This window comes from Cellulomonas sp. URHE0023, assembly GCF_000688475.1.
Classification (GTDB): Bacteria; Actinomycetota; Actinomycetes; order Actinomycetales; family Cellulomonadaceae; genus Cellulomonas.
In genome coordinates, this window is sequence record NZ_JIAN01000005.1 from 333,595 (window position 1) to 355,557 (window position 21,963).

The following is a 21,963-nucleotide window of genomic DNA, read 5'->3' on the forward strand; positions in this document are numbered from 1 at the left end:
CGCCGGACCGACCGGCGGTCCTGCTCACCGTCCTGCCCCGTGAGGGGCCGAACGTTGCGCAGGGTAGACAGGACTCGAACCTGCAACCTGCGGTTTTGGAGACCGCTGCGCTACCAATTGCGCCACTACCCTTCGGAGGCCTCGACCACCATGACGCCCCGCGCGCGCACCGACGGACACCACCCGCAGGGGGTCCGCGAGCTCCCGATGCACTTCAGAGCGGCACTTGCAGATGCACGCTCGACTCACCGGGGCACGGCTCATCATGGCGGATGTCAACCGCCGGAGATCCACTGTACGCGACGGGGACGACTGGGTCGAACTCGCTCCGTCCGGCGACAGACGGTGACATGCGGGTGCACACCCCTACGTGACCTCTGCCACTATGGGGGCCGTGAGCGAGCAGACGTCCTCCCCCCGTCCACGCGTGTCCGCCCGACTGTCCGCGATCGCCGAGTCGGCGACGCTCGCGGTCGACGCCAAGGCGAAGGCCCTCAAGGCCGCCGGGCGGCCGGTCATCGGCTTCGGCGCCGGGGAGCCCGACTTCCCTACACCCGGGTACATCGTCGACGCGGCCATCGCGGCGGCGAAGGACCCGGCGAACCACCGGTACACCCCCGCGGCGGGGCTCCCCGCGCTGCGGGAGGCCGTCGCCGCCAAGACGCTGCGCGACTCCGGCTACACGGTCCAGCCGTCGCAGGTGCTGGTCACCAACGGAGGCAAGCAGGCCGTTTACCAGGCGTTCGCAGCGATCGTCGACCCGGGCGACGAGATCCTGCTCCCCGCGCCCTACTGGACCACCTACCCGGAGGCGATCCGGCTGGCTGGTGGCGTCCCGGTCGAGGTGTTCGCCGGCGCCGACCAGGCCTACCTGGTCACCGTCGAGCAGCTCGAGGCCGCGCGGACCCCCAAGACCAAGGCACTCCTGTTCTGCTCACCCTCGAACCCCACGGGTGCGGTCTACTCCCCTGAGCAGACGGCCGCGATCGGGCGGTGGGCGCTCGAGCACGGGATCTGGGTCATCACCGACGAGATCTACGAGCACCTGACCTACGACCACGCCGTGTTCACGCCCATCGTCCGCGTGGTTCCGGAGCTCGCTGACACGACCATCGTCCTGAACGGCGTCGCGAAGACCTACGCGATGACCGGCTGGCGGGTGGGCTGGATGATCGGGCCTGCCGACGTGATCACCGCGGCGACCAACCTGCAGTCACACCTGACCTCCAACGTGGCCAACGTGTCGCAGCGCGCGGCGATCGCGGCCCTGACCGACGACCTCGCCGCGGTCGAGGAGATGCGGCACGCCTTCGACCGGCGACGTCGCCTGATCGTCGAGATGCTCAGCGTCATCGACGGCTTCGAGGTCCCCGTCCCGCAGGGTGCGTTCTACGTGTACCCGTCGGTGCAGGGCATGCTCGGGCGCACGATCCGCGGCGTCACCCCGACCACGTCGGCGGAGCTGGCCACGCTGATCCTCGAGCAGGCGGAGGTCGCAGTCGTGCCCGGCGAGGCGTTCGGACCCAGCGGGTACCTGCGCCTGTCCTACGCGCTCGGCGACGACGACCTCATCGAGGGGATCAGCCGCATCCAGGCACTGCTCGCGTAGCCGGTCCGCTGCGCGGGGTTCCGTCGTCGGCTGACAGACTGACCGCGTGCGAGACCTGGCGACCCTTCCCAAGGCCCATCTCCACCTCCACTTCACCGGGTCGATGCGTGTCTCCACGCTCGCCGACCTGGCCGAGGCCCACGGGCTGCACCTCCCGGACGCCCTGCTCGACGACGACCCGCTGCAGGTTCCGGCCGACGAGCGCGGTTGGTTCCGGTTCCAGCGGCTCTACGACGCCGCGCGGGCGTGCGTGCGGTCGGAGGCCGACATGCGCCGGATCGTCGACGAGGCCGCGTGCGACGATGCCGCCGAGGGCTCCGGACGGCTCGAGATCCAGGTGGACCCCACGTCGTACGCGCCGTTCGTCGGCGGCCTGACGCCAGCGCTGGAGATCGTCCTCGACGCCGCCCGGCAAGCATCTGCCGCGCACCGCATCGACGTCGGCGTGATCGTCGCGGCGTCCCGGCTGCGGCACCCGCTCGACGCGCGGATCCTTGCGCGCCTAGCCGCGCACCACGCGGGCGACGGCCCCGGTCAGGTGGTCGGCTTCGGGCTCTCGAACGACGAGCGCCGCGGCGAGACCGCCGAGTTCGCGCACGCGTTCGGCATCGCCCGTGACGCCGGGCTCGCCTCCGTGCCGCACGGCGGCGAGCTGCTCGGGCCCGCACACGTCGAGGACGTCCTCGACCACCTGCGCCCTGACCGCCTCGGGCACGGCGTCCGGTCTGCGGAGGACCCGCGTGTGCTCGACCGTGTGGTGTCGTCCGGGATCGCGCTCGAGCTGTGCCCCGCCTCGAACGTGTCGCTCGGCGTGTACCGCTCGGCGGCCGACGTGCCGCTGCGGGCACTGGTGGACGCCGGTGCCAGCATCGCGCTCGGCGCCGACGACCCCCTGTTGTTCCGGTCGCGGCTCGTCGACCAGTACACGATCGCGCGTGAGGTCCATGGGTTCTCCGACGAGGAGCTGGCTTCGCTCGCGCGGTCGTCGATCCACGCCAGCCGCGCGTCGGACGCGGTGAAGACGACGCTGCTCGCGGGCGTCGACGCCTGGTTGGAGTCCTGAGCGACCCCTCCATGCCGGCACCTCTCCCGTCGAACGGCGCTGACCTGCTCGCTGCGCCCGCCCACTTGACGGTGACTGCATTCCAGATGCAATGTATCAATCAGTTGGTTCATTGATACAGGGAGTCCCATGTCTGCCGCAGTACCGCTCCTGCTCGTCCTGCTCGTCGGCCTAGGTGTGGGGTGGGCGTTGCGGCCGGTCCGCACCGAGGGACCACAGAGCCCGTCGGAGGCCTGGCTCGCCGCCGAGCAGCACGGACGCCGCGTCATGACCGTCGCCTGGGCCGTGCTCCTCCTGGTGCCGGTGCTCGTGATCGTCGGCCCGTTCACGCACGGCTGGAGCCAGGGCGGCGTTCTGCTCGGGACCCTGCCCGGCGTCGCGGGGATCGCCTTCCTGCTGGTCAGCGGCTTCGGAGAGCTGACCTGGCCGCGGCCCGTCGGGGCGCTGCGCCGGGCACCGCTGGTGCGCCGGCGGCTGCGCGACCTCCTCCCGCGCGCGCTCTCGATCCTGACCGCCGTCTGGGTCGGCCTGCTGGCCGCGCTGCTGCTGACCTGCGGCGCCGCCGGGGGCCAGGACGGCCGGTCCTTGTCGTACTCGCGCACAGCGGGCACGCTGAATCGCTCCAGCCCATTCCCTGGCTGGTACTACGGGTTGCCCATCGCCTCGACCCTGCTGGTCCTGCTGCTCCTGACCGGGGTGGTGCTCGTTCTGGTCGTGCGCCGGCCCGCGGTCAGCGACACGTCGGACGAGGTCGACCTCGCGCTGCGCCGTACCTCGTTGCGACGCGTGCTCGCTGGGGTGCAGCTGGTCGTCGCGTGGACTCTCGCGGGCTGCCTCTACATCGCGTCCAACGCCGTCCGCGGCGTCGAGCCCCGCTGGGCGGACGCCCTCGGTCCCGGGACGTCCACGACCGTCGCCGCCCTCTGCGCCCTGACCGCGGTGCTGATCCCGGTCGCGGCCGCGGTCGTGGCGGTGCGCGGGTCGGTCGACAAGGCCGGCCCGACGGCGGCACGAGTTCGAGCGACGGTCGCCGTATGAGGCCGCACCTGGAGGTCGACGTCACGTCCGGGGTCCCGGCGTTCGAGCAGATCCGGTCGCAGGTGGTCGCGCACGTCGCCGCGGGGCGACTCGTCGCCGGGGACCGGCTGCCCACCATCCGCGCTCTGGCGACCGACCTGGGGCTCGCCGCCGGGACCGTGGCGCGGGCGTTCCACGAGCTCGAGGCCGAGGGCGTCGTCGAGACGCGCCGCCGCGCCGGGACGGTCATCGCCGCCGGGGCCTCGGTACCGACGGACGTCGCGCGGCGGGCTGCGCAGACCTACGTGGCGGCCGTCCGCGCCGTGGGGCTGAGTGACGACGAGGCGCTGGTCCTGGTGCACGGCGCGCTGATCGGCACACCTGCGGACGTCACAGGCTGACGCCCACCAGGACGGGCTCCGGCTCAAGAGTGACGCCGAACGTCGAGACGACTCCCGAGCGGACCTCGCGGGCTACGGACAGCAGGTCCTCGGCCGTCGCCCCGCCCCGGTTGGTGAGCGCGAGCGTGTGCTTGGTCGAGAGCGTCGCCCGTCCCGGCGCACCGAAGCCACGGGCGAAACCGGCACGGTCGATGAGCCACGCGGCGCTCGTCTTGACCAGCCCGTCCGCCGCCGGGAACCGGGGGGCGTCCGCCGGGAGCGCGTCCGCCTGGCCGGGTGTCAGCAGCGGGTTGGTGAAGAACGAGCCCGCGCTCCACGTGTCGTGGTCCGCCGGGTCGAGCACCATGCCCTTGCCGGCGCGCAGCCCGAGGACCGCCGAACGGACCTCGGCCAGCGGAGCGCGCTCCCCCACGGCGATCCCGAGCGTGCGTGCGAGCTCCGGGTAGGTGACGGGGCGTGACAGGTCGCCCGGGCGCAGCTGGAACGTCACGTCCAGGACGACGTAGCGCGGGGTCGGCGACCACGGAGCCTGCGGATCGGTGCCGTCCGGTCCGTGCATCGACCGCTTGAGCAGCGAGGTGCGGTACCCGAAAGCCAGGGTGACCAGAGGCAGCGTCCGGACGCGGGCGCGCGCGCGGTCCCACACGCGAACGAGCGAGATGGTCTGCGCCACCTCCTGGCCGTACGCGCCGACGTTCTGGACCGGCGTCGCCCCCGTGGACCCAGGGATGCCGGACAGCGCCTCGATCCCGGTGAGCTCCTGCTCGACGGCGTAGCGCACGACGTCGTCCCAGGGCGTTCCCGCGGGCACGGTGAGCGTCGCGCCGGCGCACGCCGAGGCATCGGGCACCTCGACGCCGGACCGTACGTCGCGCACGACGACGCCCTCGAACCCCGCGTCGGAGACCAGCAGGTTCGACCCTCCGCCGACCACGAGCAGCGCCTCGCCGCCGGCGTCCGCCGCGCGCACGACGTCGAGCAGCTCGGCCTCGGTGGATGTCTCGACGTACCGCGCGGCCGGTCCGCCCACGCGCAGCGTGGTCAGCTCGGCCATCGTCGTCGCGCTCGAACGGACCGTCGGCCAGACGATCGTCGGAGGGACGCTCGCCGGGGAACAGTCGGCAGTGCTCAGCTCGGTCTGCACGCGCTCAGGTTAGTCCCGCGGAGTCGGGGCCTCGTCCGGGGCACCGACCCGCAAGGGGGCGGCCGCGCCCACGACGCAGAGGCCCAGCGCAATCGGCACGATGACGACGAGGAGCGCGTGCCGGTAGCCGACGTGCTGCGCGAGCAGCCCGATGAGCGGCGGCCCCGCGAGGAACGCGCTGTAGCCGATGGTCGCGACGACGCTGACCCGAGCCGGCGCCCTTCGCGGGTCGTCGGCCGCGGCACTGAGCCCGACCGGGAACCCGAACGCGGCACCCGCGCCCCACGCCACGACGCCCACGAGGGCGAGCCAGAGCGGGCCGGCGAGCGCGAACACCAGGAGGCCGACCAGCGAGAGCACGGCACACACCCGCAGGACGACCACCCGGCCGCGCCGGTCGAGCAGCGCGACGCCGAACCAGCGCATCGACGTCATGGCAGCGACGAACACCCCGAAGGCCAGTGCGCCCAACGCCTCGCCGGTGCTGAACCCGTCGACGACTGCGAGGCTGACCCAGTCGTTGGCGGACCCTTCGGTCAGCCCGGCGGCCAGCACGATGAGACCGATCAGCAGGGTGCGCGGCTCGAGCCAGGCGGCCAGAGCGCCCCGCGCGCCCTTCTCGGGTGCGTCCTCGTGCGCGACCGCGGCCTCGTCGGCCGGCGTCAGGAACCTGCGCACGACGAGCCCCACGACGACGACCGAGGCGACCACGGCGATGGGGACGTGCACGACCACAGGAACGTGCAGCCAGGCCATGACCGCCGCCAGACCGGCCGCAGCGACGGTGCCGAACGAGAACCCGGCGTGGTAGCGCGGCATGATCGTGCGCCCGAGGTGCTGCTCGACGGCTGCGCCCTCGAGGTTCATCGCCGCGTCCCAGACGCTCGTGCCGATGCCGAAGAGGACCAGACCGAAGCCGACGACGAGCACCTGTCCGAACGCGACGCCGACGGACGCGATGACGAGCCCCACGGCGTTCAGGACCGCGAACGCGAACACGGTCCGACGCGCACCGAGCCTCTCGACCACCATCCCGGAGAGGGGCAGGGCCACCAGCGACCCGACCGCGCCGACGAGCAGCAGGGCGCCCATCTGCGCCGGCGAGAAGTCGAGGCCGTCACGGATGGCGGGCAGGCGCGCCGCCCACGTCGCGAAGTTGAAGCCGTTCAGGAAGAAGACGACGAACACCGCTACCGAGGCGCGCTCGACGAGGCGCGCGTGGGAGTTCGTCACGGCTCGATCGTCCTGCACCGGCCCGCTCACGGCACACGCACCGGCCGGCGACGCCGCACGCGCGGCCTCCGGACGACGTGCCGGGACACCCGGTCGAGGGCGAGGTCGTCGGACACGGCGTCGCTGGGCTCGACGCGCGGCTCGATCCCGTCGGGCGACTCGGGTGCGACCCGGTGGGCAAGGAGGACGCTCGCCACCATCGCGACGGTGATGAGGACGAGAGCGTGCCGGGCGCCGGTCGCCGCGGCCGCGATGCCGAGCAGCGGGGGTGCGGCGATGGACGCCACGGACGCGAACGAGGAGACGACCGCGACCCGGCCGGCCGCGCGCAACGGGTCGTCGGATGCGGCCGCGATGCCGATCGGCACGGCGAGTGCGGCGCCGAAGCCCCACAGGACCACTCCTGCGCCCGCGAGCGGCAGCGTCGGGGCGAACCCGAAGAGCACGAGCCCGACGAGCGCGACGGAGCCTGAGGCACGCAGGACGACCACACGGCCGAACCGGTCGATCAGGCGGGTGCCCAGGAGACGGACGAGCGTCATCGCGCCGACGAAGACACCGAGCATCGCTGCACCGACGGCCTCGGGCTCCGCGAAGCCGTCCACGACCGCGAGCGAGAGCCAGTCGTTGGCCGAGCCCTCGGAGAGCGCCGCGGCCATGACGACCACACCGATGAGCAGCGTGCGCGGCTCACGCCAGGAGTCGAGTGCGCTGGCGATCCTGCGACGACGTCCGGCCGGCACCTGCGCGACACCCGCGGCCACCGGGATGCCGATCGGGCGCGGTCGGTCCCCCGGAGCGTCGTCGAGCACGGCGCCACGCAGCGAACCGAGCCGCCACGCGACCGCGACGGCTGCGACGAGCGAGAACTGCAGAGCGACCGAGACGTCGAAGTGAGACGCGAGCGCACCGATCGCTGACCCAGTGACGGCACCGATCGAGAACGCCGCATGGAACTGCGGGATCACCGTGCGCCCCATGGCGCGCTCGATCCTCGCCGACTCGACGTTCAGCGGAACGTTGCCGAGCGCGATCGCCACGCCGTTCAGGAAGATGCCGACACCGAGGAGCGGCACCGACCCGACCGTGGGGCCGACGCCCATGAGCACGTAGCCCACGGCGAGCACCGCGGTGGACAGGAGCAGGGACGTGCGGCTGCCGAACCGCTGCACCACGACTCCGGCGAACGTCACCGTGAGCAGCGCTCCGAGCGACCCGATCAGGAGCATCAGCCCGAGCTCGCCGGTCGACAGGTCAAGCAGGTCGCGCACGCTCGGGATCCGGGCGAGCCAGCTGGAGAAGATGATCCCGGTGAGGGCGAACAGACCCATGAGGAGCCAGCGGGCTCGACTCACGGCGGACGGTAGCCCGGGGCGGGCGGGGTGACTCACGAAGGCTCCGAGACGGTGGTCGCGATGGGGTGGTGCGGTCTGTCCTGATTCCCGGTCGAATCGATTTGATCGGCGGGCGCTCGCATCGGTCGAATCGATTTGAGGGATGCCGTCAGTCTGCGGGTACGCTTGCCGCTGCGTCAAACAGATTCGAGCTCTGCTGTGCTCGAAGGCCTGCTCGAAGGCCCCCTGCCCTACCCGTTCCGGGAGGTCTTGCCCTGTCCTCGACCCGCCCCACGCTGGCCGACGTCGCGTCGGCGGCAGGCGTCTCGGTCTCGACGGCCTCCTTGGCCTTCTCGGGCGCCGGACCCATCGCGCCGACCACCCGGCAGAAGGTTCTCGACGCCGCCACGCGGCTGGACTACTCGGGCCCGAACCCGCTGGGTCGGCAGCTGCGCCGCGGGCGCTCGGGCATCGTCGGAGTCGTCGTCGGCGACTCCCTCGGCCGCTCCTTCCGCGACCCGGTGTCCATCCAGGTGCTGGACGGTCTGGTCAGCACCCTGGGGCCGCTCGACCTCGGCGTCCTGCTCATCCCCGGCTCCAACGACCCGGCGGGACCGACGGTCGACCCGCTCGTCGAGACCGCTGCGATGGACGTCGCCGTGCTGCTGTGGGGCGGCACCACCGACGACCCGATGCTCGAGGCGCTGCGCCGACGCGGGATCCCCGCGGTGATCGTCGAGGGCAAGAGGTCCGACGGTGTGGCGTCGGTGGGCATCGACGACCGGGGCGGGATCCGGCAGGCCACGGAGCACCTGCTCTCCCTGGGACACACCCGCATCGCGACGGTGACCCTGCCGTTCAACGCGATGCGCTCCGAGGGTCTCGTCGACGAAGGCCGCCTGGTCCACCTGGAGTGGGAGATCACGAAACGACGCATGGCCGGCGTGACCGACGCGGGCGTCACCCCCGTGGCGACGTATGAGACCCCGGCATCACTGGTCGAGCACGGCCGCTCGGCCGGGCTCGCGCTGCTGGACGTGCCCGACCGACCGACCGCGGTCGCGTGCCAGTCGGACCTGCTCGCGTCCGGCGTCGTCCTGGCCGCACGAGAGCTCGGCCTGCGGGTGCCGCAGGACGTGTCGGTGAGTGGCTTCGACGGGCTCGACCTCCCATGGCTGGCACCTGACGTCCTGACGACCGTCGTGCAGCCGCTGGCCGAGAAGGGTGCCGCCATCGGCCATGCGGTCGAGGACCTGCTGGCCGGCGAGCACCCGGCGGCGCGTGAGCTGCCCGTCGAGCTGCGGATCGGCACGACGACCGGACCGGCACCTACGGTCTGAGCCTGCAGCCCCCACTGGAGCGCCGCAGGATCTACAGCCGGACGACCGCTTGCGCCTTGCCCAGCACCCGCGCACCGTCGACGCTCACGGTCAGGTCGATACGCGCCGTCCCCGCGTCGGCGTCGAGCGCGCCCACGACGGCGACGACCTCGACGGTCGCGGCACCAGGGTCGGGCACGGGGACCGGACGGGTGAAGCGCACCTGGTAGTCGACGACCCTGCCCGGATCCCCGAGCCAGTCGGCCACGACGCCGACTGCGGCGCCCATCGTCCACATGCCGTGCGCGATCACGTCGGGCAGGCCGACGGCCGTGGCGACGCGGGCGTTCCAGTGGATCGGGTTGAAGTCGCCACTGGCACCCGCGTACCGCACGAGGCGGGCGCGGTCGACCGTGACCTCGCGACGCGCGACCTCGGTTCCGACCGTCAGGTCCGCGCCCGTGCCCGTGCCCGTGTCAGTCATGAGTCCTCCGGGCGGACCGCAAGGGTCGAGACGACGGTCGCGACAGCCTCGCCCGACTCGTCAGCGATCTCCGCGCGCGTCGTGATCATGGCGAGCCCGGCGCGCACGGTGATCGAGTCGACGTGCAGCACCGTGACGAGACGGTCACCCGCGTGGATGGGGCGATGGTGCGTGAACCGCTCGTCGGCGTGCACCACGCGGCTGAAGTCGATGCCGGCAGCCGGATCCTCCAACAGCTGCGCCTCGGCGCGCTGCGCCACGACGACGGCAAACGTCGGCGGCGCGATGACGTCGGGGTAACCGAGCGCACGCGCCACCGACGGATCCGTGTGGGCGGGGTGGGAGGCACCGACTGCGTCGGCGAACTCCCGGAGCTTCTCGCGGCCTACCTCGTAGGCCGCGTTCGGCGGGTACTCGCGTCCCGCGTAGCTCGTGTCGACCTGCATCCCGGTCTGGTGAACCGAGATCAGCGGGTCTCGCGGTGCACGGTGTGACGGTTGTCGCGCGGGCAGAACTTCTTCATCTCGAGACGGTCGGGGTCGTTCCGACGGTTCTTCTTCGTGATGTAGTTCCGCTCCTTGCACTCAGTGCACGCGAGCGTGATCTTCGGACGGACGTCCGAGCTCTTGCTGGCCATGGTCTTGCCACCTCTCGCGCCCTCACGGGCACTGCGATTCTCGTCTTGCGCGCCGGCCGACGCGCTGTTGTGTCCTGGCGGTAGCGGGAGCGGGACTCGAACCCGCGACACCACGATTATGAGCCGTGTGCTCTAACCACCTGAGCTACCCCGCCACTGTCGGTGCGACCTCCGAAAGAGCGGCGCCTGCACTGGTCATGCACCGCACTTCCTTCGAACACACCACAGAGCCCCGAAAGGGAATCGAACCCTTGACCTTCTCCTTACCATGGAGACGCTCTGCCGACTGAGCTATCGGGGCAGCGCGTGCAAGGTTACACGGGCCCGGGGCTGGTCGCGAAATCGGCGCCGCGACCCCGCTCTCAGCGGGCCCTGCGCGGGCGACGCGCGACACGCTGCGCCCTCGATCCGGCAGTCCGCGCGGACCGTCGGCCTGAGCGCCGCATCCGCGACGACAGCGCCTGTGCGGTGCGCTCCGGAGCCAGTGGAACCGCGGTGCCCCCGAGCCCCGGAACGACAAGACCCCGGACCGTAGTGGTCCGGGGTCTTGTCACACACGTGGCGGGTGAGGGATTCGAACCCCCGTAGGCGTTGCCAGCTGATTTACAGTCAGCCCCCTTTGGCCACTCGGGTAACCCGCCGGGGTGTGCCCGCCGTCCGTCGACCGCCGAGGCGGCCGCGCGAGCAGCGTGCGGGTGGAAGGATAGCAACACCCGGGTAGTGCAAGCGAAACGGTCACGGACGCACGCGTCCAGAGGCCAGTCAGCAGGAGGAGTGTCATGGCGAGCGAAGCGTCGTTCGACGTCGTCAGCAAGGTCGACCGCCAGGAGGTGGACAACGCGCTGAACCAGGCATCGAAGGAGATCGCCCAGCGGTACGACTTCAAGGGCGTCGGCGCCTCGATCGCGTGGAGCGGCGAGAAGATCCTGATGATCGCCAACTCCTCGGAGCGTGTGCTTGCTGTCCTCGACGTCTTCGAGACGAAGCTCATCCGCCGCGGCATCTCCCTGAAGTCTCTCGACACCGGTGGCGACGACGGCCCCGAGCCCAAGCCGTCGGGCAAGGAGTACCGGCTCGAGGCGCTCATCAAGGAGGGTCTGTCCAGCGAGACCGCCAAGAAGGTGGCCAAGATCGTCCGCGACGAGGGGCCCAAGGGCATCAAGACCCAGATCCAGGGGGACGAGCTGCGCGTGACCGGCAAGAGCCGCGACGACCTCCAGGCGGTCATCGCCCTGCTCAAGGGCGCCGACGTCGACGCCGACCTGCAGTTCACCAACTACCGCTGAGGCCGGTGTCGACGGCGCAGGCCGTGGCGAGCCCGGCTCACCACGGTCTGCGGCTGAGACGTCGCGGGTTGCGGCGGTCGTGCACGGCCCCTCTCAGTAGCGCGTGATGCCGCCCTGCTGGTTCGCCTGGGTCTCCAGGCGGGCGATGCGCTCGGCCATCGGCGGGTGCGTCGCGAAGAGCTTGCCCATCCCTGCACCCTTGAACGGGTTGGCGATCATGAGGTGCGAGACGTCGACCAGCTCGCGGTCCTGCGGCAGCGGGCGGGCTTGCGTGCCGTGCTCGAGCTTGCGCAGCGCGGAGGCCAGCGCGAGTGGGTCGCCGGTCAAGGTGGCCCCGTCCTCGTCGGCGTCGAACTCGCGGGTCCGGCTGATGGCCAGCTGCACGAGCATCGCGGCGACAGGCGCGAGGAGCGCGAGCAGGAGACCCGCGATCGGGTTGCCGCGGTCACGGTCGTCGCCTCCCCCTCCGAAGAACAGCGCGAACTGCGCGAGCGAGGTGATGACGCCGGCCACGGCTGCGGCCACCGAGGACGTGAGGATGTCGCGGTTGTAGACGTGCATGAGCTCGTGCCCCAGGACGCCACGCAGCTCGCGCTCGTCGAGAAGCCCGAGGATGCCCTCCGTGCAGCACACCGCGGCGTGCGCCGGGTTGCGGCCCGTCGCGAAGGCGTTCGGGGCTGCGGTCGGGGAGATGTACAGGCGCGGCATGGGCTGACGGGCCTGCGTCGACAGCTCGCGCACGATCCGGTACATCGCGGGTGCCTCGAGCTCGCTCACCGGCCGGGCCCTCATGGCCCGGATCGCGATCTTGTCCGAGTTCCAGTAGCTGTACGCCGTCATGAGAAGGCCGAGGGCGGTGAAGAGCACCAGGAACTTCGGCGTCCCGCCGCCGAGCAGCCAGCCGATCCCCAGCAGGATCGCCCACATGGCGCCGAACAGCGCGGCAGTCTTCAACCCGTTGTAGTGCCGGTGGCCCATCGTCTCCCTCTCTCGTCTGCACATCCTGAAACGCGCGCGGACGCGTGCGGGTTCCCTCGTATCCTGTGTCCGACGTCCCACCGACACCCGGAGACACCCCGTGCGCCTTGCCCGTTGGACCACCCTTGCCGCCGTCGTCGCCCTGGCGCTGGCGGCCTGCGCACCCACCGACGAGTCCTCCGGTGACGCACCGAGCGACGGCTCGCTCGCGACGCTCACGGACGGCATCCTGACGGTCGCGACGTCGGACCCCGCCTACGAGCCGTGGGTGCTCGACAACGACCCCTCGACCGGCAAGGGCTTCGAGTCCGCGGTCGCCTACGCGGTGGCAGAGCAGCTCGGGTTCGACAAGGACCACGTCACCTGGGTGAGCGACAGCTTCGACCAGATCATCGCGCCCGGCGCCAAGGACTTCGACTTCGCCCTCAACCAGGTGTCGATCAGCGACGAGCGCAAGGCGAGCCTCGACTTCTCCTCGCCGTACTACCAGACCGCGCAGGCCGTCGTGACGCTCACGGGCTCCGCGGCTGAGAGCGCCACGACGCTGGCAGCCCTCAAGCCGCTGCGCATCGGCGCGATGGTGGGCACCACGAGCCTGACGTCCGCGCAGGAGACGATCGCCCCCGCCACGCCGGTCCAGGTGTTCAACGACAACGACCAGGTCAAGCAGGCGCTGACGTCGGGGCTCGTGGACGCGATCGTCGTCGACCTGCCGACCGCCCTCTACATCACGGCGGCAGAGCTGGACGGCGGCATCGTCCTCGGCCAGCTCCCGGACAGCGCCGGCGGCGACGAGTTCGGGATCGTGCTCGACAAGGACAACCCCCTGACGTCGTCGGTCTCGGCCGCGGTCGACGCGTTGCGCGAGAACGGCACGCTCGCCGACCTCGAGACCGAGTGGCTCACCGACGCCGCGGGTGCTCCGGTCCTGAAGTGAGCACCGCGGCCGCCTGGGTGCCGTCCGAGCGGCAGCGTGAGCGGGATGCGTTCCGACGCACGCGCGCGCGCCGCTCGACGACCGTCGCGGTCGTGTCGACGGTCGCGCTCGTGGCCGTCGCCTGGCTCGCGCTCGTCTCGTCGCCCGGCTGGCCGCGGGTCAAGGCGTCGTTCTTCGACTGGGACGTCGCCACGGCCGCGTTCCCGGCGATCCTCGAGGGTCTCTGGCTGAACATCCGGGTCATGGCGTGCAGCGCGGTCGTCATCGTGGTCGTCGCCATGGCCCTCGCCCTCGCCCGGACGTTGCGCGGACCCGCCTTCTTCCCGTTGCGCGCCCTGTCCACCGCCTACGTCGACATCTTCCGCGGACTGCCGCTGATCCTGGTGATGCTTCTCGTCGGGTTCGGGCTTCCCGGCCTGCGCCTGCAGGGCATCCCCACGTCCGCAGTCTGGCTGGGTGGCCTCGCGCTCGTGCTGACGTACTCGGCCTACGTGGCCGAGGTGTTCCGGGCGGGGATCGAGTCCGTGCACCCATCGCAGGTGGCTGCCGCTCGCTCGCTCGGCCTGACGCACGGGCAGTCGCTGCGGCACGTGGTCCTGCCCCAGGCCGTGCGCAACGTGATCCCGCCGCTCCTGAACGACCTGGTGTCGCTGTCCAAGGACTCCGGCCTCATCTCGATCCTCGGCGCCATCGACGCCGTGCGTGCCGCGCAGATCGAGACCGCGAAGTACGCCAACTTCACGCCCTACGTCGTTGCGGGGGGCCTGTTCGTGCTGCTCACCTTCCCGCTGACCCGGTTCACCGACGCGCTCGCGCGACGCTCGGGCTGGATCGGCGCACAGAGCACGATCGCGGGCAGCGGGGCCCTGCGATGAGGGCACGCCGGTTTCCCGAACCGTCGCCCGGGCGCTCGGACGGTCCCCTGCTGTCGGTCCGGTCCGTGCGCAAGTCGTTCGGTGACCACCTGGTCCTCGACGACCTCTCGCTCGACGTCGACGCGCACCGCGTGGTGGTCCTGATCGGTGCGTCCGGGTCGGGCAAGTCCACGCTGCTGCGGTGCATCGACCTGCTCGAGGACATCGACGACGGGGTCATCGAGCTCGAGGGCACCGACATCACGGACCCTCGCCTGGACGCCAACTCGGTCCGCGCGCGCATCGGCATGGTGTTCCAGGCCTACAACCTGTTCCCGCACCTGCGCGTGCTGGACAACGTGACCCTCGCCCCGCGCCTGGTGCACAGGACCAGCCGCAAGGAGGCCGAGGACGAAGCCATGGCGGTGCTGGAGCGGGTCGGGCTGGCGAGCAAGGCGCAGGCCTTCCCCGACGCGCTCTCCGGCGGCCAGCAGCAACGCGTGGCCATCGCCCGGGCTCTCGTCGGCAAGCCTGCGGTGATGCTGCTCGACGAGGTGACGAGCGCTCTGGACCCTGAGCTCGTCGGCGAGGTGCTCTCGCTCCTGGCCGAGCTCAAGCAGACCGGGCTGACCATGGTCGTCGCGACGCACGAGATGGGCTTCGCGCGCGAGGTCGCCGACGAGGTCTGCTTCCTGCACCAGGGCAGGGTGCACGAGCGCGGGACGCCGGAACAGGTGCTCGGCGACCCGCAGGAGGACCGCACGCGCGAGTTCCTCCGGCGGATCACCGCCTGACGTTCAGTCCTGCGGCACCGACTGGCCGAGAGCCACCGCGACCATGTGGTCGCGCGGGACGACCTTGATGCGCTCACGGCCGTGCGGCTCGCCCAGCGAGCGCTCGTACGCGTCCAGGAGCTCCCAGCCCTGCCACTGGATCACGTCGACGCTCCGGCTGCCGAGGAACTCGACCACGGCCGACGGGTCGCGGTCGGTCGCCGTGTAGAACGCCTCGCCACGCTCGGCCACGTCCTCGCCGAGGTGCCGGATCGTCTCCGACGCGTCCGACTTGGTGTGCCCGATGAGGCCGACCGGGCCGCGCTTGATCCACCCCGTCGCGTACACGCCCTGCAGATGCTCGCCGTCGACGTCGACCACGCGACCCTCACGGTTCGGGATGACGCCTGCGACGTCGTCGAACGGGATGTCGACGAGCGGCGAGCCGAAGTAGCCGACCGCCCGGTAGACGGCCTGGACGGGCCAGTCCTGGGTCTGACCGGTTCCGGTGACGTTGCCGTCGCCGTTCAGCGCGGTGCGCTCGGTCCGCAGACCGGTGACGTGCCCGTCCTCGCCCAGGATCTCGACCGGCTTGTGCAGGAAGTGCAGGTGGATGCGCCGGCTCGCGGTGTTCTCCTCCGGCTCCTTGAGCGTCCAGTCCGTGAGCGTCTTGACGACCTGCTTGGTCTGGTTGGACGAGTGGATCGCCGCCATCGACCCCTCGTCGAAGTCGAAGTCCTCCGGGTAGACGATCACGTCGACGTCCGGGACGTGACCGAGCTCGCGCAGCTCCAGCGGGGAGAACTTGACCTGCGCGGGGCCGCGGCGCGCGAACACGTGCACGTCGGTGACCGGCGAGGCCTTGAGGATGTCGTAGACGTTGCTCGGCAGCTCGGTGGGCAGCAGGTCGTCGGCGTGCTTGGCCAGGATCCGTGCCACGTCCAGCGCGACGTTGCCCGCGCCGAGGACGGCGACGTGCTGGGCGGTCAGCGGCCAGGTGCGCGGGACATCCGGGTGGCCGTCGTACCAGGACACGAAGTCCGCGGCACCGTACGAGCCGTCGAGGTCGATGCCGGGGACGGGCAGCGCCGCGTCGCGGATCGAGCCCGTCGAGAAGATCACGGCGTCGTAGAACTGGCGCAGGTCGTCGAGCTTCAGGTCCGTGCCGTAGTCGACGTTGGCCAGCAGCCGGATGTCGCCCCGGCTGAGGACGTTCTGCAGCGCGACGATGATCTGCTTGATGCGCGGGTGGTCGGGTGCCACGCCGTAGCGCACCAGGCCGAAGGGTGCAGGCAGGCGCTCGAACAGGTCGATGCTGACGTCGAGGTCGGTCTTCGACAGGATGTCGGCGGCGTAGATGCCAGCCGGTCCTGCGCCGACGATGGCCACTCGCAGAGTGCTCACGGGCGCGCTTTGCCTTCCGATCTTGGGGAGCCCCGCGTGCGCGATCAACGGCATCTGCGGGACTTTTCAGGGCCAGTGTAGGACGCGCTGTGAGGTCACCCTGAGACGGCCGCCAGCATGCGGACACCCGTGAGACGGCGTGTCGGGTCGGAAGGCCCGCGCTATGCGGACCGTCGCGTGAGGGTGGCGTCCACCACGACCGCTGTGACGTTGTCCGTGCCGCCTGCGGCCAGCGCCGCGGCGATCAGCCGGTCCGCGGCGTCCTGGGGGTCGTCGGCGGCTCGCAGCTCGGCCTCGATCCGTGCGTCCGAGAGCGCGTCGGTCAGCCCGTCGGAGCACATGAGCATGCGGTCCCCCGGGCTGACGGGAAGCAGCCAGACATCCGGGTCCACCTGGCGCGACCCACCACCCAGCACCCGGGTGACCACGTTGCGACGAGGGTGCCGGCTGGCGTCCTCCGCAGGCACCACCCCCGCGGCAACGAGCTCGGCGACCTCCGAGTGGTCGTGCGTGACCTGCTCGAGCACCGCCCCGGCCATCCGGTAGGTACGCGAGTCGCCGACGTTGATCACGAGCCAGCACGGCACGCCGTCGTGCTCCGTCAGCACCACGCCTGTCACCGTCGTCCCAGGTCGGCGTCCTGTGCCCTTGGGAAGTGCCCGGACGGCCGCGTGGGCCTCGTGCACCACCCCACGCGCCTCCTCAGGTGTGGGCGCGCCCTGGGCCAGGACAGCCAGCACCTCGATCGCCGTTCGGCTCGCCTCCTCGCCCCGCTCGTGGCCGCCCATGCCGTCCGCGACGAGAAACGCCCCGTCCTGGGTCCAGACGGCGTCCTCGTTGCGCGGGCGCTGCGCGCGGTCGGTCGCCACACCGACCCGCAGGCGGACGCGGCCGTCGATCACGGGATCGCGACGAGCCACGCGGTCACACGTGCCATCTCGTCCTCATCCCGGTGCCCTCGTCCCGCGGGGCGCCGCCGTGATCCGTGTGCCCCGATCGTCGGTCAGCATAACGACGCATCGAGGCCTACGACTCTGTGCTCTCGAACCATCCACCCGGCGGCACCGGCCGATCGGGAGGCCGGTACGCGTCGGGGCGTTCGGGTTCCCAGGGCCAGAGCTCGCGGACCTGCTCGAGCGCACCGGCGAGCTCTGCGGCGGGCAGGACGACCCGACCCTCGGGCAGGCCCAGCCCGACCGCGTGCACGACGAGGACGACATCGCCCGCAGGAGGCGTGGGACTCAGCCAGTACGTCAGCTCGTACCGACGGCCACCACCTCCACCACCGCGCTGGACGAGCGAGTAGGCAACGGCCGTGGCGTCGTTCCTGCCGGACGGGTCGGCAACCACCTTGGTGCCGTCGGCGAGCTCCACACCCAGGAACGTGTCCTCGGGGAACCGCTGCCAGTGGTCGCCGTCCGCACGTCGACGGAACTCCAGGCCGATCAGCAGACCCGCGCTGTACTGCAGCACGGACTGGAGCACGACGGCGGCGTCCCCGTCCGCCGCGACGACGGCCGGCCCACCCGCCTGGGCGGGAACCTCGTTCTCGGGCGGCGACCAGCGCACCCGCGCGGCGCGCAGGGCCTCCGGGTCGGTCTCGGACCCGTCGTCGGACGAGGACATCGCGGCGAAACCCATGGCTGCACCTTGACCGACCGTGCGCACCGCCACAAGTGCCGGTCGGCCGAAAGGACCAGCGTCGCTCCGGCCGTTCGGCCGCCGGGGTTCGACCTTTCCGGCCGATGCTGCCGCGCTCGGCGCATCGAGACGATCGAACTCACCGATCTGGGAGGCTCCTGATGTTGTCGCAGACCCTGTACCGCCTGGGCAGTGGGGCTGCCCGCCGCCCCAAGGCCGTGATCTCGTCGTGGTTGCTGCTCGCCGTCCTGGTCGTCGTGGCCTCCAGCACCTTCGGAGCGAAGCTGGAGGACTCGTTCCGGGTTCCGGGCCTGGACTCCCAGCAGGCGAACGACCTGCTCGAGTCCGCAGGATCGGGCCAAGCCGGCCTGACGGCACAGGTCGTGGCCACGCCCGTCGACGGAGGCTCGTTCACGGACGACCCCGCAGCCCGGGCCGCGCTCGCACGGCTGCAGCAGGACGCGGCCGCGCTGCCGCACGTGCTGGGCACCACCGACCCCGCCGGTGCGCTCGCCGGGTCGAGCGACGAGTCCGGGGTCGTCTCCCCCGACCGACGCGTGGCGCTGCTGCGCCTCCAGTACCCGACCCTCGACGAGCTCTCGAAGGCAGACCTGGACAACCTCGAGGCGCTCGACGGCGGACCGGACCTGCGCGTGGAGAAGGGCGGCGACCTGTACTTCGCCTACGAGGAGTCCACCGGCAACGCCGGCGAGCTCGTCGGCGTCCTGGCGGCGCTCGCCATCCTGTTCCTCGCCTTCGGGTCGGTCACCGCCGCCCTGCTGCCGATCGCGATGTCGATCCTGGGACTCGCGGTCGGGACCGGGGCGATGTCGCTGCTGGCCAACGTCATGGTCATCCCCAGCTACGCCCCCGTCCTCGGGGCGATGGTGGGCCTCGGCGTCGGGATCGACTACGCGCTGTTCGTCACCACGCGACACCGCGAGTACCTCGCTCGGGGGCTGGTGGTCGAGGACTCGATCGCACGGTCCATCGCGACGGCGGGTCGGCCGGTGGTCTTCGCCGGCGGGATCGTCGTGGTCTCGATCCTGGGGCTGGCGGTCGCCGGGGTGCCGTTCATGACGGCGGGCGGGATCGCCATCTCGATGGTCGTGCTCATCATGGTCGCGGCCTCCGTGACCCTCCTTCCCGCGCTCCTGGCCCTGTCTCGGCGCCGCGTGGTCGGTCGCCGCCCGGTCCACGCCACGAGCCCGGGCTGGGCTCGCTGGACGCGGCACGTGACGCGTCATCCGCGCAGCTACCTGCTGGGCGTCACCGCGCTGCTCCTCGCCCTGGCTGCGCCCGTGCTCGCGCTGCGCGTCGGCATCCCGGACGACGGCGCCCTGCCACCGAGCTTCACGCAGCGCCAGGCCTACGACCTCGTCGCCCAGGGCTTCGGACCCGGCCGGAACGGGCCTCTCGTCGTGGCCGTCGCGCTCGGCGGCGACGACGCAGTCCTCACGCCGCTCGCGGCAGCGATCGCCGACGACCCCGGGATCGCGAGCGTCGAGGCACCCGTCGTCCGCGGTGACGTCGGCACGGTCGTCGCCTACGCCACGACCGGCCCTCAGGACCAGGCGACGAGCGAGACGATCGGCCGGCTGCGCTCCGAGGTGTTCCCCGCGGCACTCGCCGACAGCCCTGCGCGGGCGCACGTGGGCGGGCAGACCGCGAACTTCGCCGACGTCGGGATCCGGGTCAACGACCGGCTGCCCGTGTTCGTCCTCGCGGTCCTGGGTATGTCGTTCCTCCTGCTCATGCTGGTGTTCCGTTCCGTGCTGGTACCGCTCAAGGCGGTCCTGCTCAACCTGCTGAGCATCGGGGCGTCCTACGGGGTGATGGTCATGGTGTTCCAGTGGGGCTGGGGCGCCGACCTCATCGGGCTCGAGTCCACCGTGCCGATCGTGTCGTTCATCCCCATGTTCATGTTCGCCATCCTGTTCGGGCTCTCCATGGACTACGAGGTGTTCCTGCTGAGCCGGGTGCGCGAGGAGTATGTCGCGACCGGCTCGAACGACCTGGCCGTGGTCAACGGGGTGGCCCGGACCGGACGCGTCATCACGTCTGCGGCACTGATCATGGTCTGCGTGTTCCTGGCCTTCGTGCTCGGCGCCGACGCCGCGACCAAGATGTTCGGGGTCGGGCTGGCCACCGCGATCCTCATCGACGCCACTCTCGTCAGGATGGTGCTGGTGCCCGCGACGATGAAGCTGCTCGGGCGCGCCAACTGGTGGGTTCCGCGCTGGCTCGACCGGGTGCTGCCCCGCGTAGAGGTGGACAGCGAGGAGCAGCTGCCCGAGGCCAAGATCCTGGTTGCTGCTCCCTAGTCGACCGCGTCGGTCGGGGCAGGCCAGTCCAGCTCCGACCGGCTGCGGACCTCGATCGTGCGCTGCCCGAACCTCACGGTGCTGCCGGCATCGACCCTCGTGCGCTTCCCAGGAGCGAGCGACACCTCGGTGCCGTCGGGACGCACCACGACGGTCCCGTTCATGGAACCGCGGTCGACGAACCACAGCCGGTTCCCCCGACGATCCACGCCGAACGCCAGGTGGACGCGCGAGATGGAGCCGCCCGGGTCGTCGATCGCGACGAGGTGCACGAGGCCCGGCTCGTCGTCGGGGGCCCGCCCGACCAGCCCGTCGCCCTCGACCTCGAGCTGCAGGCCGCTGTCGAACCGGAGCACCAGCCCCTGTTCCGTCACCCGGGCCGGGGGCTCGTCCGGACGCAGCCTGGCGTGCTCCAGCTCGGGCAGCCCTGGATCCGCCGGACGAACCTCCGGCTCGACCAGTCCGTCCGGGCGGTGCCTCGACCGTGCACCGATGCGGGGCAGGACCGGTACGCGTCGCAGTGACGTCGCGCGGATCGAGATCGCCTCCGTGGGGGGCGCACCGATGACCGGCCCGCGGACGGTCGGCCGCGGCGGCCCGGACACGAGCCTGTTCGGCACGTCGATCAGCCGACGGTCCGCGGGAGACGCCGGTCCCGTCAGCTTGCCCGGGCGCGGGCCCGGCGGCCCGGTGATGACCTCGACGTGCTGGACGGAGGTCGACACCGTGATCGACTTCCACGGGGCCGGCCGCACCAGACCCGGGGTGGTCGAGATGATCGGCGCGTTCCTCGGCGGAGCGTCACGTGGATTCGGCACCACCCCGGGCACCGGCCGCACCATGCCGAGGACCGGCACGGGTCCGAGCGCCCGGTGCACCGCGGGCGACGTCCCGGGCCCCTCGACGCCGGCTTCCCGCAGGGACCGCGCCCGCAGGACCAGCGTCCGTGCTGCTGTGTCGTGCCATCCCCGCCGGGCGGGTGGGCTGCCCCAGACGCCGGACGCGACGACGACCCACGCCCCGACCAGTGCCACGAGCGCCCCGGCGAGCTCGACGAGGACCCGCACGGCGATGGCGGACATCCCCGCCGGTCGGTACGTCTGCGACGCCATCGTGCGGATACCGGTCAGCGCGTTGCCCACGGTCGCACCCGACCGCGCCTCCACCAGCCACTGGGTCGCCGCGGCGACGACCAGCAGTCCCGGGAGGGCGACAGCCGCAGGGCTCCACGACCCGTCGGGCTCGTGAAGACCTCCGGACGCTCCCGCGAGCACGTAGCCGAGACCCACGGCCAGCCCCAGCACGACCACGTCGACCGTGAAGGCGAGCACCCGCAGACCCACAGGTGCGACGGTCTGCGCCGTGAGCTCCGGGACCGCGTCGAGCACCGGGCGACGAGGCAGCACCCGGGCGGCCGGCGCAGGGGGTGCGCCACACACCGCGCAGCGCTTGGCGCCTGCCGCGAGCGGCGCGCCACAGACGTCACACGGTGCGCTCACCTCGGACCTCCCGGTTCGGCCCGTCG

Annotated in this window: 21 protein-coding genes and 4 tRNA genes; 10 read left to right on the top strand and 15 right to left on the bottom strand. The window is 71.7% G+C overall.

Annotated elements, in window-relative coordinates; all coding sequences use genetic code 11:
* Nucleotides 1-59: 59 nt before the first annotated feature.
* Nucleotides 60-132 (bottom strand) — tRNA-Trp (locus N553_RS0101605).
* Nucleotides 133-385: 253 nt separating this feature from the next.
* Here N553_RS0101605 and N553_RS0101610 point away from each other — a divergent pair.
* The 4 genes from N553_RS0101610 to N553_RS0101625 all read left to right on the top strand — a co-directional run bounded on the left by N553_RS0101610 (nt 386) and on the right by N553_RS0101625 (nt 4,090).
* Nucleotides 386-1,609 (top strand): pyridoxal phosphate-dependent aminotransferase, encoded by a 1,224-nt coding sequence (locus N553_RS0101610; protein WP_034620459.1) that lies wholly within the window; start codon nt 386-388, stop codon nt 1,607-1,609.
* A 46-nt stretch (nt 1,610-1,655) separates the two neighbouring features.
* Nucleotides 1,656-2,672 (top strand): adenosine deaminase, encoded by a 1,017-nt coding sequence (locus N553_RS0101615; protein WP_028045086.1) that lies wholly within the window; start codon nt 1,656-1,658, stop codon nt 2,670-2,672.
* A 129-nt stretch (nt 2,673-2,801) separates the two neighbouring features.
* Nucleotides 2,802-3,710 (top strand): hypothetical protein, encoded by a 909-nt coding sequence (locus N553_RS0101620; protein WP_028045087.1) that lies wholly within the window; start codon nt 2,802-2,804, stop codon nt 3,708-3,710.
* Nucleotides 3,707-4,090, top strand: coding sequence for a GntR family transcriptional regulator (locus N553_RS0101625; RefSeq protein ID WP_028045088.1), 384 nt, complete (start codon nt 3,707-3,709; stop codon nt 4,088-4,090). Before N553_RS0101620 ends, N553_RS0101625 begins: the two co-directional genes overlap by 4 nt.
* On the opposite strand, the gene N553_RS0101630 is transcribed toward N553_RS0101625, so the two are convergent.
* The 3 genes from N553_RS0101630 to N553_RS20575 all read right to left on the bottom strand — a co-directional run bounded on the left by N553_RS0101630 (nt 4,080) and on the right by N553_RS20575 (nt 7,822).
* Complete coding sequence (locus tag N553_RS0101630) at nt 4,080-5,144, bottom strand: UDP-N-acetylmuramate dehydrogenase (RefSeq protein WP_028045089.1); 1,065 nt, start codon at nt 5,142-5,144, stop codon at nt 4,080-4,082. The two genes, N553_RS0101625 and N553_RS0101630, sit on opposite strands and share 11 nt — an antisense overlap.
* A gap of 99 nt (nt 5,145-5,243) precedes the next feature.
* Nucleotides 5,244-6,467 (bottom strand): MFS transporter, encoded by a 1,224-nt coding sequence (locus tag N553_RS0101640; RefSeq protein ID WP_028045090.1) that lies wholly within the window; start codon nt 6,465-6,467, stop codon nt 5,244-5,246.
* A 26-nt stretch (nt 6,468-6,493) separates the two neighbouring features.
* Nucleotides 6,494-7,822 (bottom strand): MFS transporter, encoded by a 1,329-nt coding sequence (locus N553_RS20575; RefSeq protein ID WP_231505131.1) that lies wholly within the window; start codon nt 7,820-7,822, stop codon nt 6,494-6,496.
* 254 nt (nt 7,823-8,076) lie between these two features.
* Here N553_RS20575 and N553_RS0101650 point away from each other — a divergent pair, with 254 nt between their 5' ends.
* Nucleotides 8,077-9,141, top strand: coding sequence for a LacI family DNA-binding transcriptional regulator (locus N553_RS0101650; protein WP_028045091.1), 1,065 nt, complete (start codon nt 8,077-8,079; stop codon nt 9,139-9,141).
* Nucleotides 9,142-9,172: 31 nt separating this feature from the next.
* On the opposite strand, the gene N553_RS0101655 is transcribed toward N553_RS0101650, so the two are convergent.
* The 6 genes from N553_RS0101655 to N553_RS0101680 all read right to left on the bottom strand — a co-directional run bounded on the left by N553_RS0101655 (nt 9,173) and on the right by N553_RS0101680 (nt 10,882).
* Nucleotides 9,173-9,604, bottom strand: coding sequence for a MaoC/PaaZ C-terminal domain-containing protein (locus N553_RS0101655; protein WP_028045092.1), 432 nt, complete (start codon nt 9,602-9,604; stop codon nt 9,173-9,175).
* On the bottom strand, nt 9,601-10,050 hold the full coding sequence (locus N553_RS0101660; protein WP_028045093.1) for a MaoC family dehydratase N-terminal domain-containing protein: 450 nt from the start codon (nt 10,048-10,050) through the stop codon (nt 9,601-9,603). The genes N553_RS0101655 and N553_RS0101660 overlap by 4 nt, the downstream gene beginning before the upstream one ends.
* Before the next feature lie 20 nt (nt 10,051-10,070).
* Nucleotides 10,071-10,241, bottom strand: a complete 171-nt coding sequence (gene rpmG / locus N553_RS0101665) for a 50S ribosomal protein L33 (protein WP_028045094.1) — start codon at nt 10,239-10,241, stop codon at nt 10,071-10,073.
* Nucleotides 10,242-10,322: 81 nt separating this feature from the next.
* Nucleotides 10,323-10,396: transfer RNA gene (locus N553_RS0101670), tRNA-Met, on the bottom strand.
* A gap of 73 nt (nt 10,397-10,469) precedes the next feature.
* Nucleotides 10,470-10,542: transfer RNA gene (locus tag N553_RS0101675), tRNA-Thr, on the bottom strand.
* A 258-nt stretch (nt 10,543-10,800) separates the two neighbouring features.
* Nucleotides 10,801-10,882, bottom strand: a tRNA-Tyr gene (locus N553_RS0101680).
* A gap of 138 nt (nt 10,883-11,020) precedes the next feature.
* Here N553_RS0101680 and N553_RS0101685 point away from each other — a divergent pair.
* Nucleotides 11,021-11,527 carry a YajQ family cyclic di-GMP-binding protein gene (locus N553_RS0101685; protein WP_028045095.1) on the top strand — a complete coding sequence of 169 codons (507 nt, stop codon included), beginning with the start codon at nt 11,021-11,023 and terminating at the stop codon, nt 11,525-11,527.
* Nucleotides 11,528-11,620: 93 nt separating this feature from the next.
* Here N553_RS0101685 and htpX read toward each other — a convergent pair whose 3' ends face one another.
* The gene (gene htpX, locus N553_RS0101690; RefSeq protein WP_028045096.1) at nt 11,621-12,505 is read right to left on the bottom strand and encodes a zinc metalloprotease HtpX; all 885 of its coding nucleotides are present in this window, start codon (nt 12,503-12,505) and stop codon (nt 11,621-11,623) included.
* A 100-nt stretch (nt 12,506-12,605) separates the two neighbouring features.
* Here htpX and N553_RS0101695 point away from each other — a divergent pair, with 100 nt between their 5' ends.
* The 3 genes from N553_RS0101695 to N553_RS0101705 are packed head-to-tail and all read left to right on the top strand — an operon-like array spanning nt 12,606 to nt 15,090.
* Nucleotides 12,606-13,442, top strand: coding sequence for a transporter substrate-binding domain-containing protein (locus N553_RS0101695; RefSeq protein ID WP_028045097.1), 837 nt, complete (start codon nt 12,606-12,608; stop codon nt 13,440-13,442).
* Entirely contained in the window at nt 13,439-14,317 is an 879-nt protein-coding gene (locus N553_RS0101700) for an amino acid ABC transporter permease (RefSeq protein ID WP_028045098.1), read from the top strand. Before N553_RS0101695 ends, N553_RS0101700 begins: the two co-directional genes overlap by 4 nt.
* Complete coding sequence (locus N553_RS0101705) at nt 14,314-15,090, top strand: amino acid ABC transporter ATP-binding protein (RefSeq protein WP_028045099.1); 777 nt, start codon at nt 14,314-14,316, stop codon at nt 15,088-15,090. The genes N553_RS0101700 and N553_RS0101705 overlap by 4 nt, the downstream gene beginning before the upstream one ends.
* A 3-nt stretch (nt 15,091-15,093) precedes the next feature.
* On the opposite strand, the gene N553_RS0101710 is transcribed toward N553_RS0101705, so the two are convergent.
* The 3 genes from N553_RS0101710 to N553_RS0101720 form a co-directional block, all read right to left on the bottom strand.
* On the bottom strand, nt 15,094-16,464 hold the full coding sequence (locus N553_RS0101710; RefSeq protein WP_369796688.1) for an FAD-dependent oxidoreductase: 1,371 nt from the start codon (nt 16,462-16,464) through the stop codon (nt 15,094-15,096).
* 170 nt (nt 16,465-16,634) lie between these two features.
* Nucleotides 16,635-17,393 carry a PP2C family serine/threonine-protein phosphatase gene (locus N553_RS0101715; protein WP_231505132.1) on the bottom strand — a complete coding sequence of 253 codons (759 nt, stop codon included), beginning with the start codon at nt 17,391-17,393 and terminating at the stop codon, nt 16,635-16,637.
* A gap of 106 nt (nt 17,394-17,499) precedes the next feature.
* Complete coding sequence (locus N553_RS0101720) at nt 17,500-18,114, bottom strand: hypothetical protein (RefSeq protein ID WP_028045102.1); 615 nt, start codon at nt 18,112-18,114, stop codon at nt 17,500-17,502.
* A gap of 161 nt (nt 18,115-18,275) precedes the next feature.
* Here N553_RS0101720 and N553_RS0101725 point away from each other — a divergent pair, with 161 nt between their 5' ends.
* Nucleotides 18,276-20,438 (top strand): MMPL family transporter, encoded by a 2,163-nt coding sequence (locus tag N553_RS0101725; protein ID WP_028045103.1) that lies wholly within the window; start codon nt 18,276-18,278, stop codon nt 20,436-20,438.
* On the opposite strand, the gene N553_RS24030 is transcribed toward N553_RS0101725, so the two are convergent.
* The gene (locus tag N553_RS24030) at nt 20,435-21,937 is read right to left on the bottom strand and encodes an RDD family protein (RefSeq protein ID WP_156043657.1); all 1,503 of its coding nucleotides are present in this window, start codon (nt 21,935-21,937) and stop codon (nt 20,435-20,437) included. The two genes, N553_RS0101725 and N553_RS24030, sit on opposite strands and share 4 nt — an antisense overlap.
* Nucleotides 21,938-21,963 lie beyond the last annotated feature (26 nt).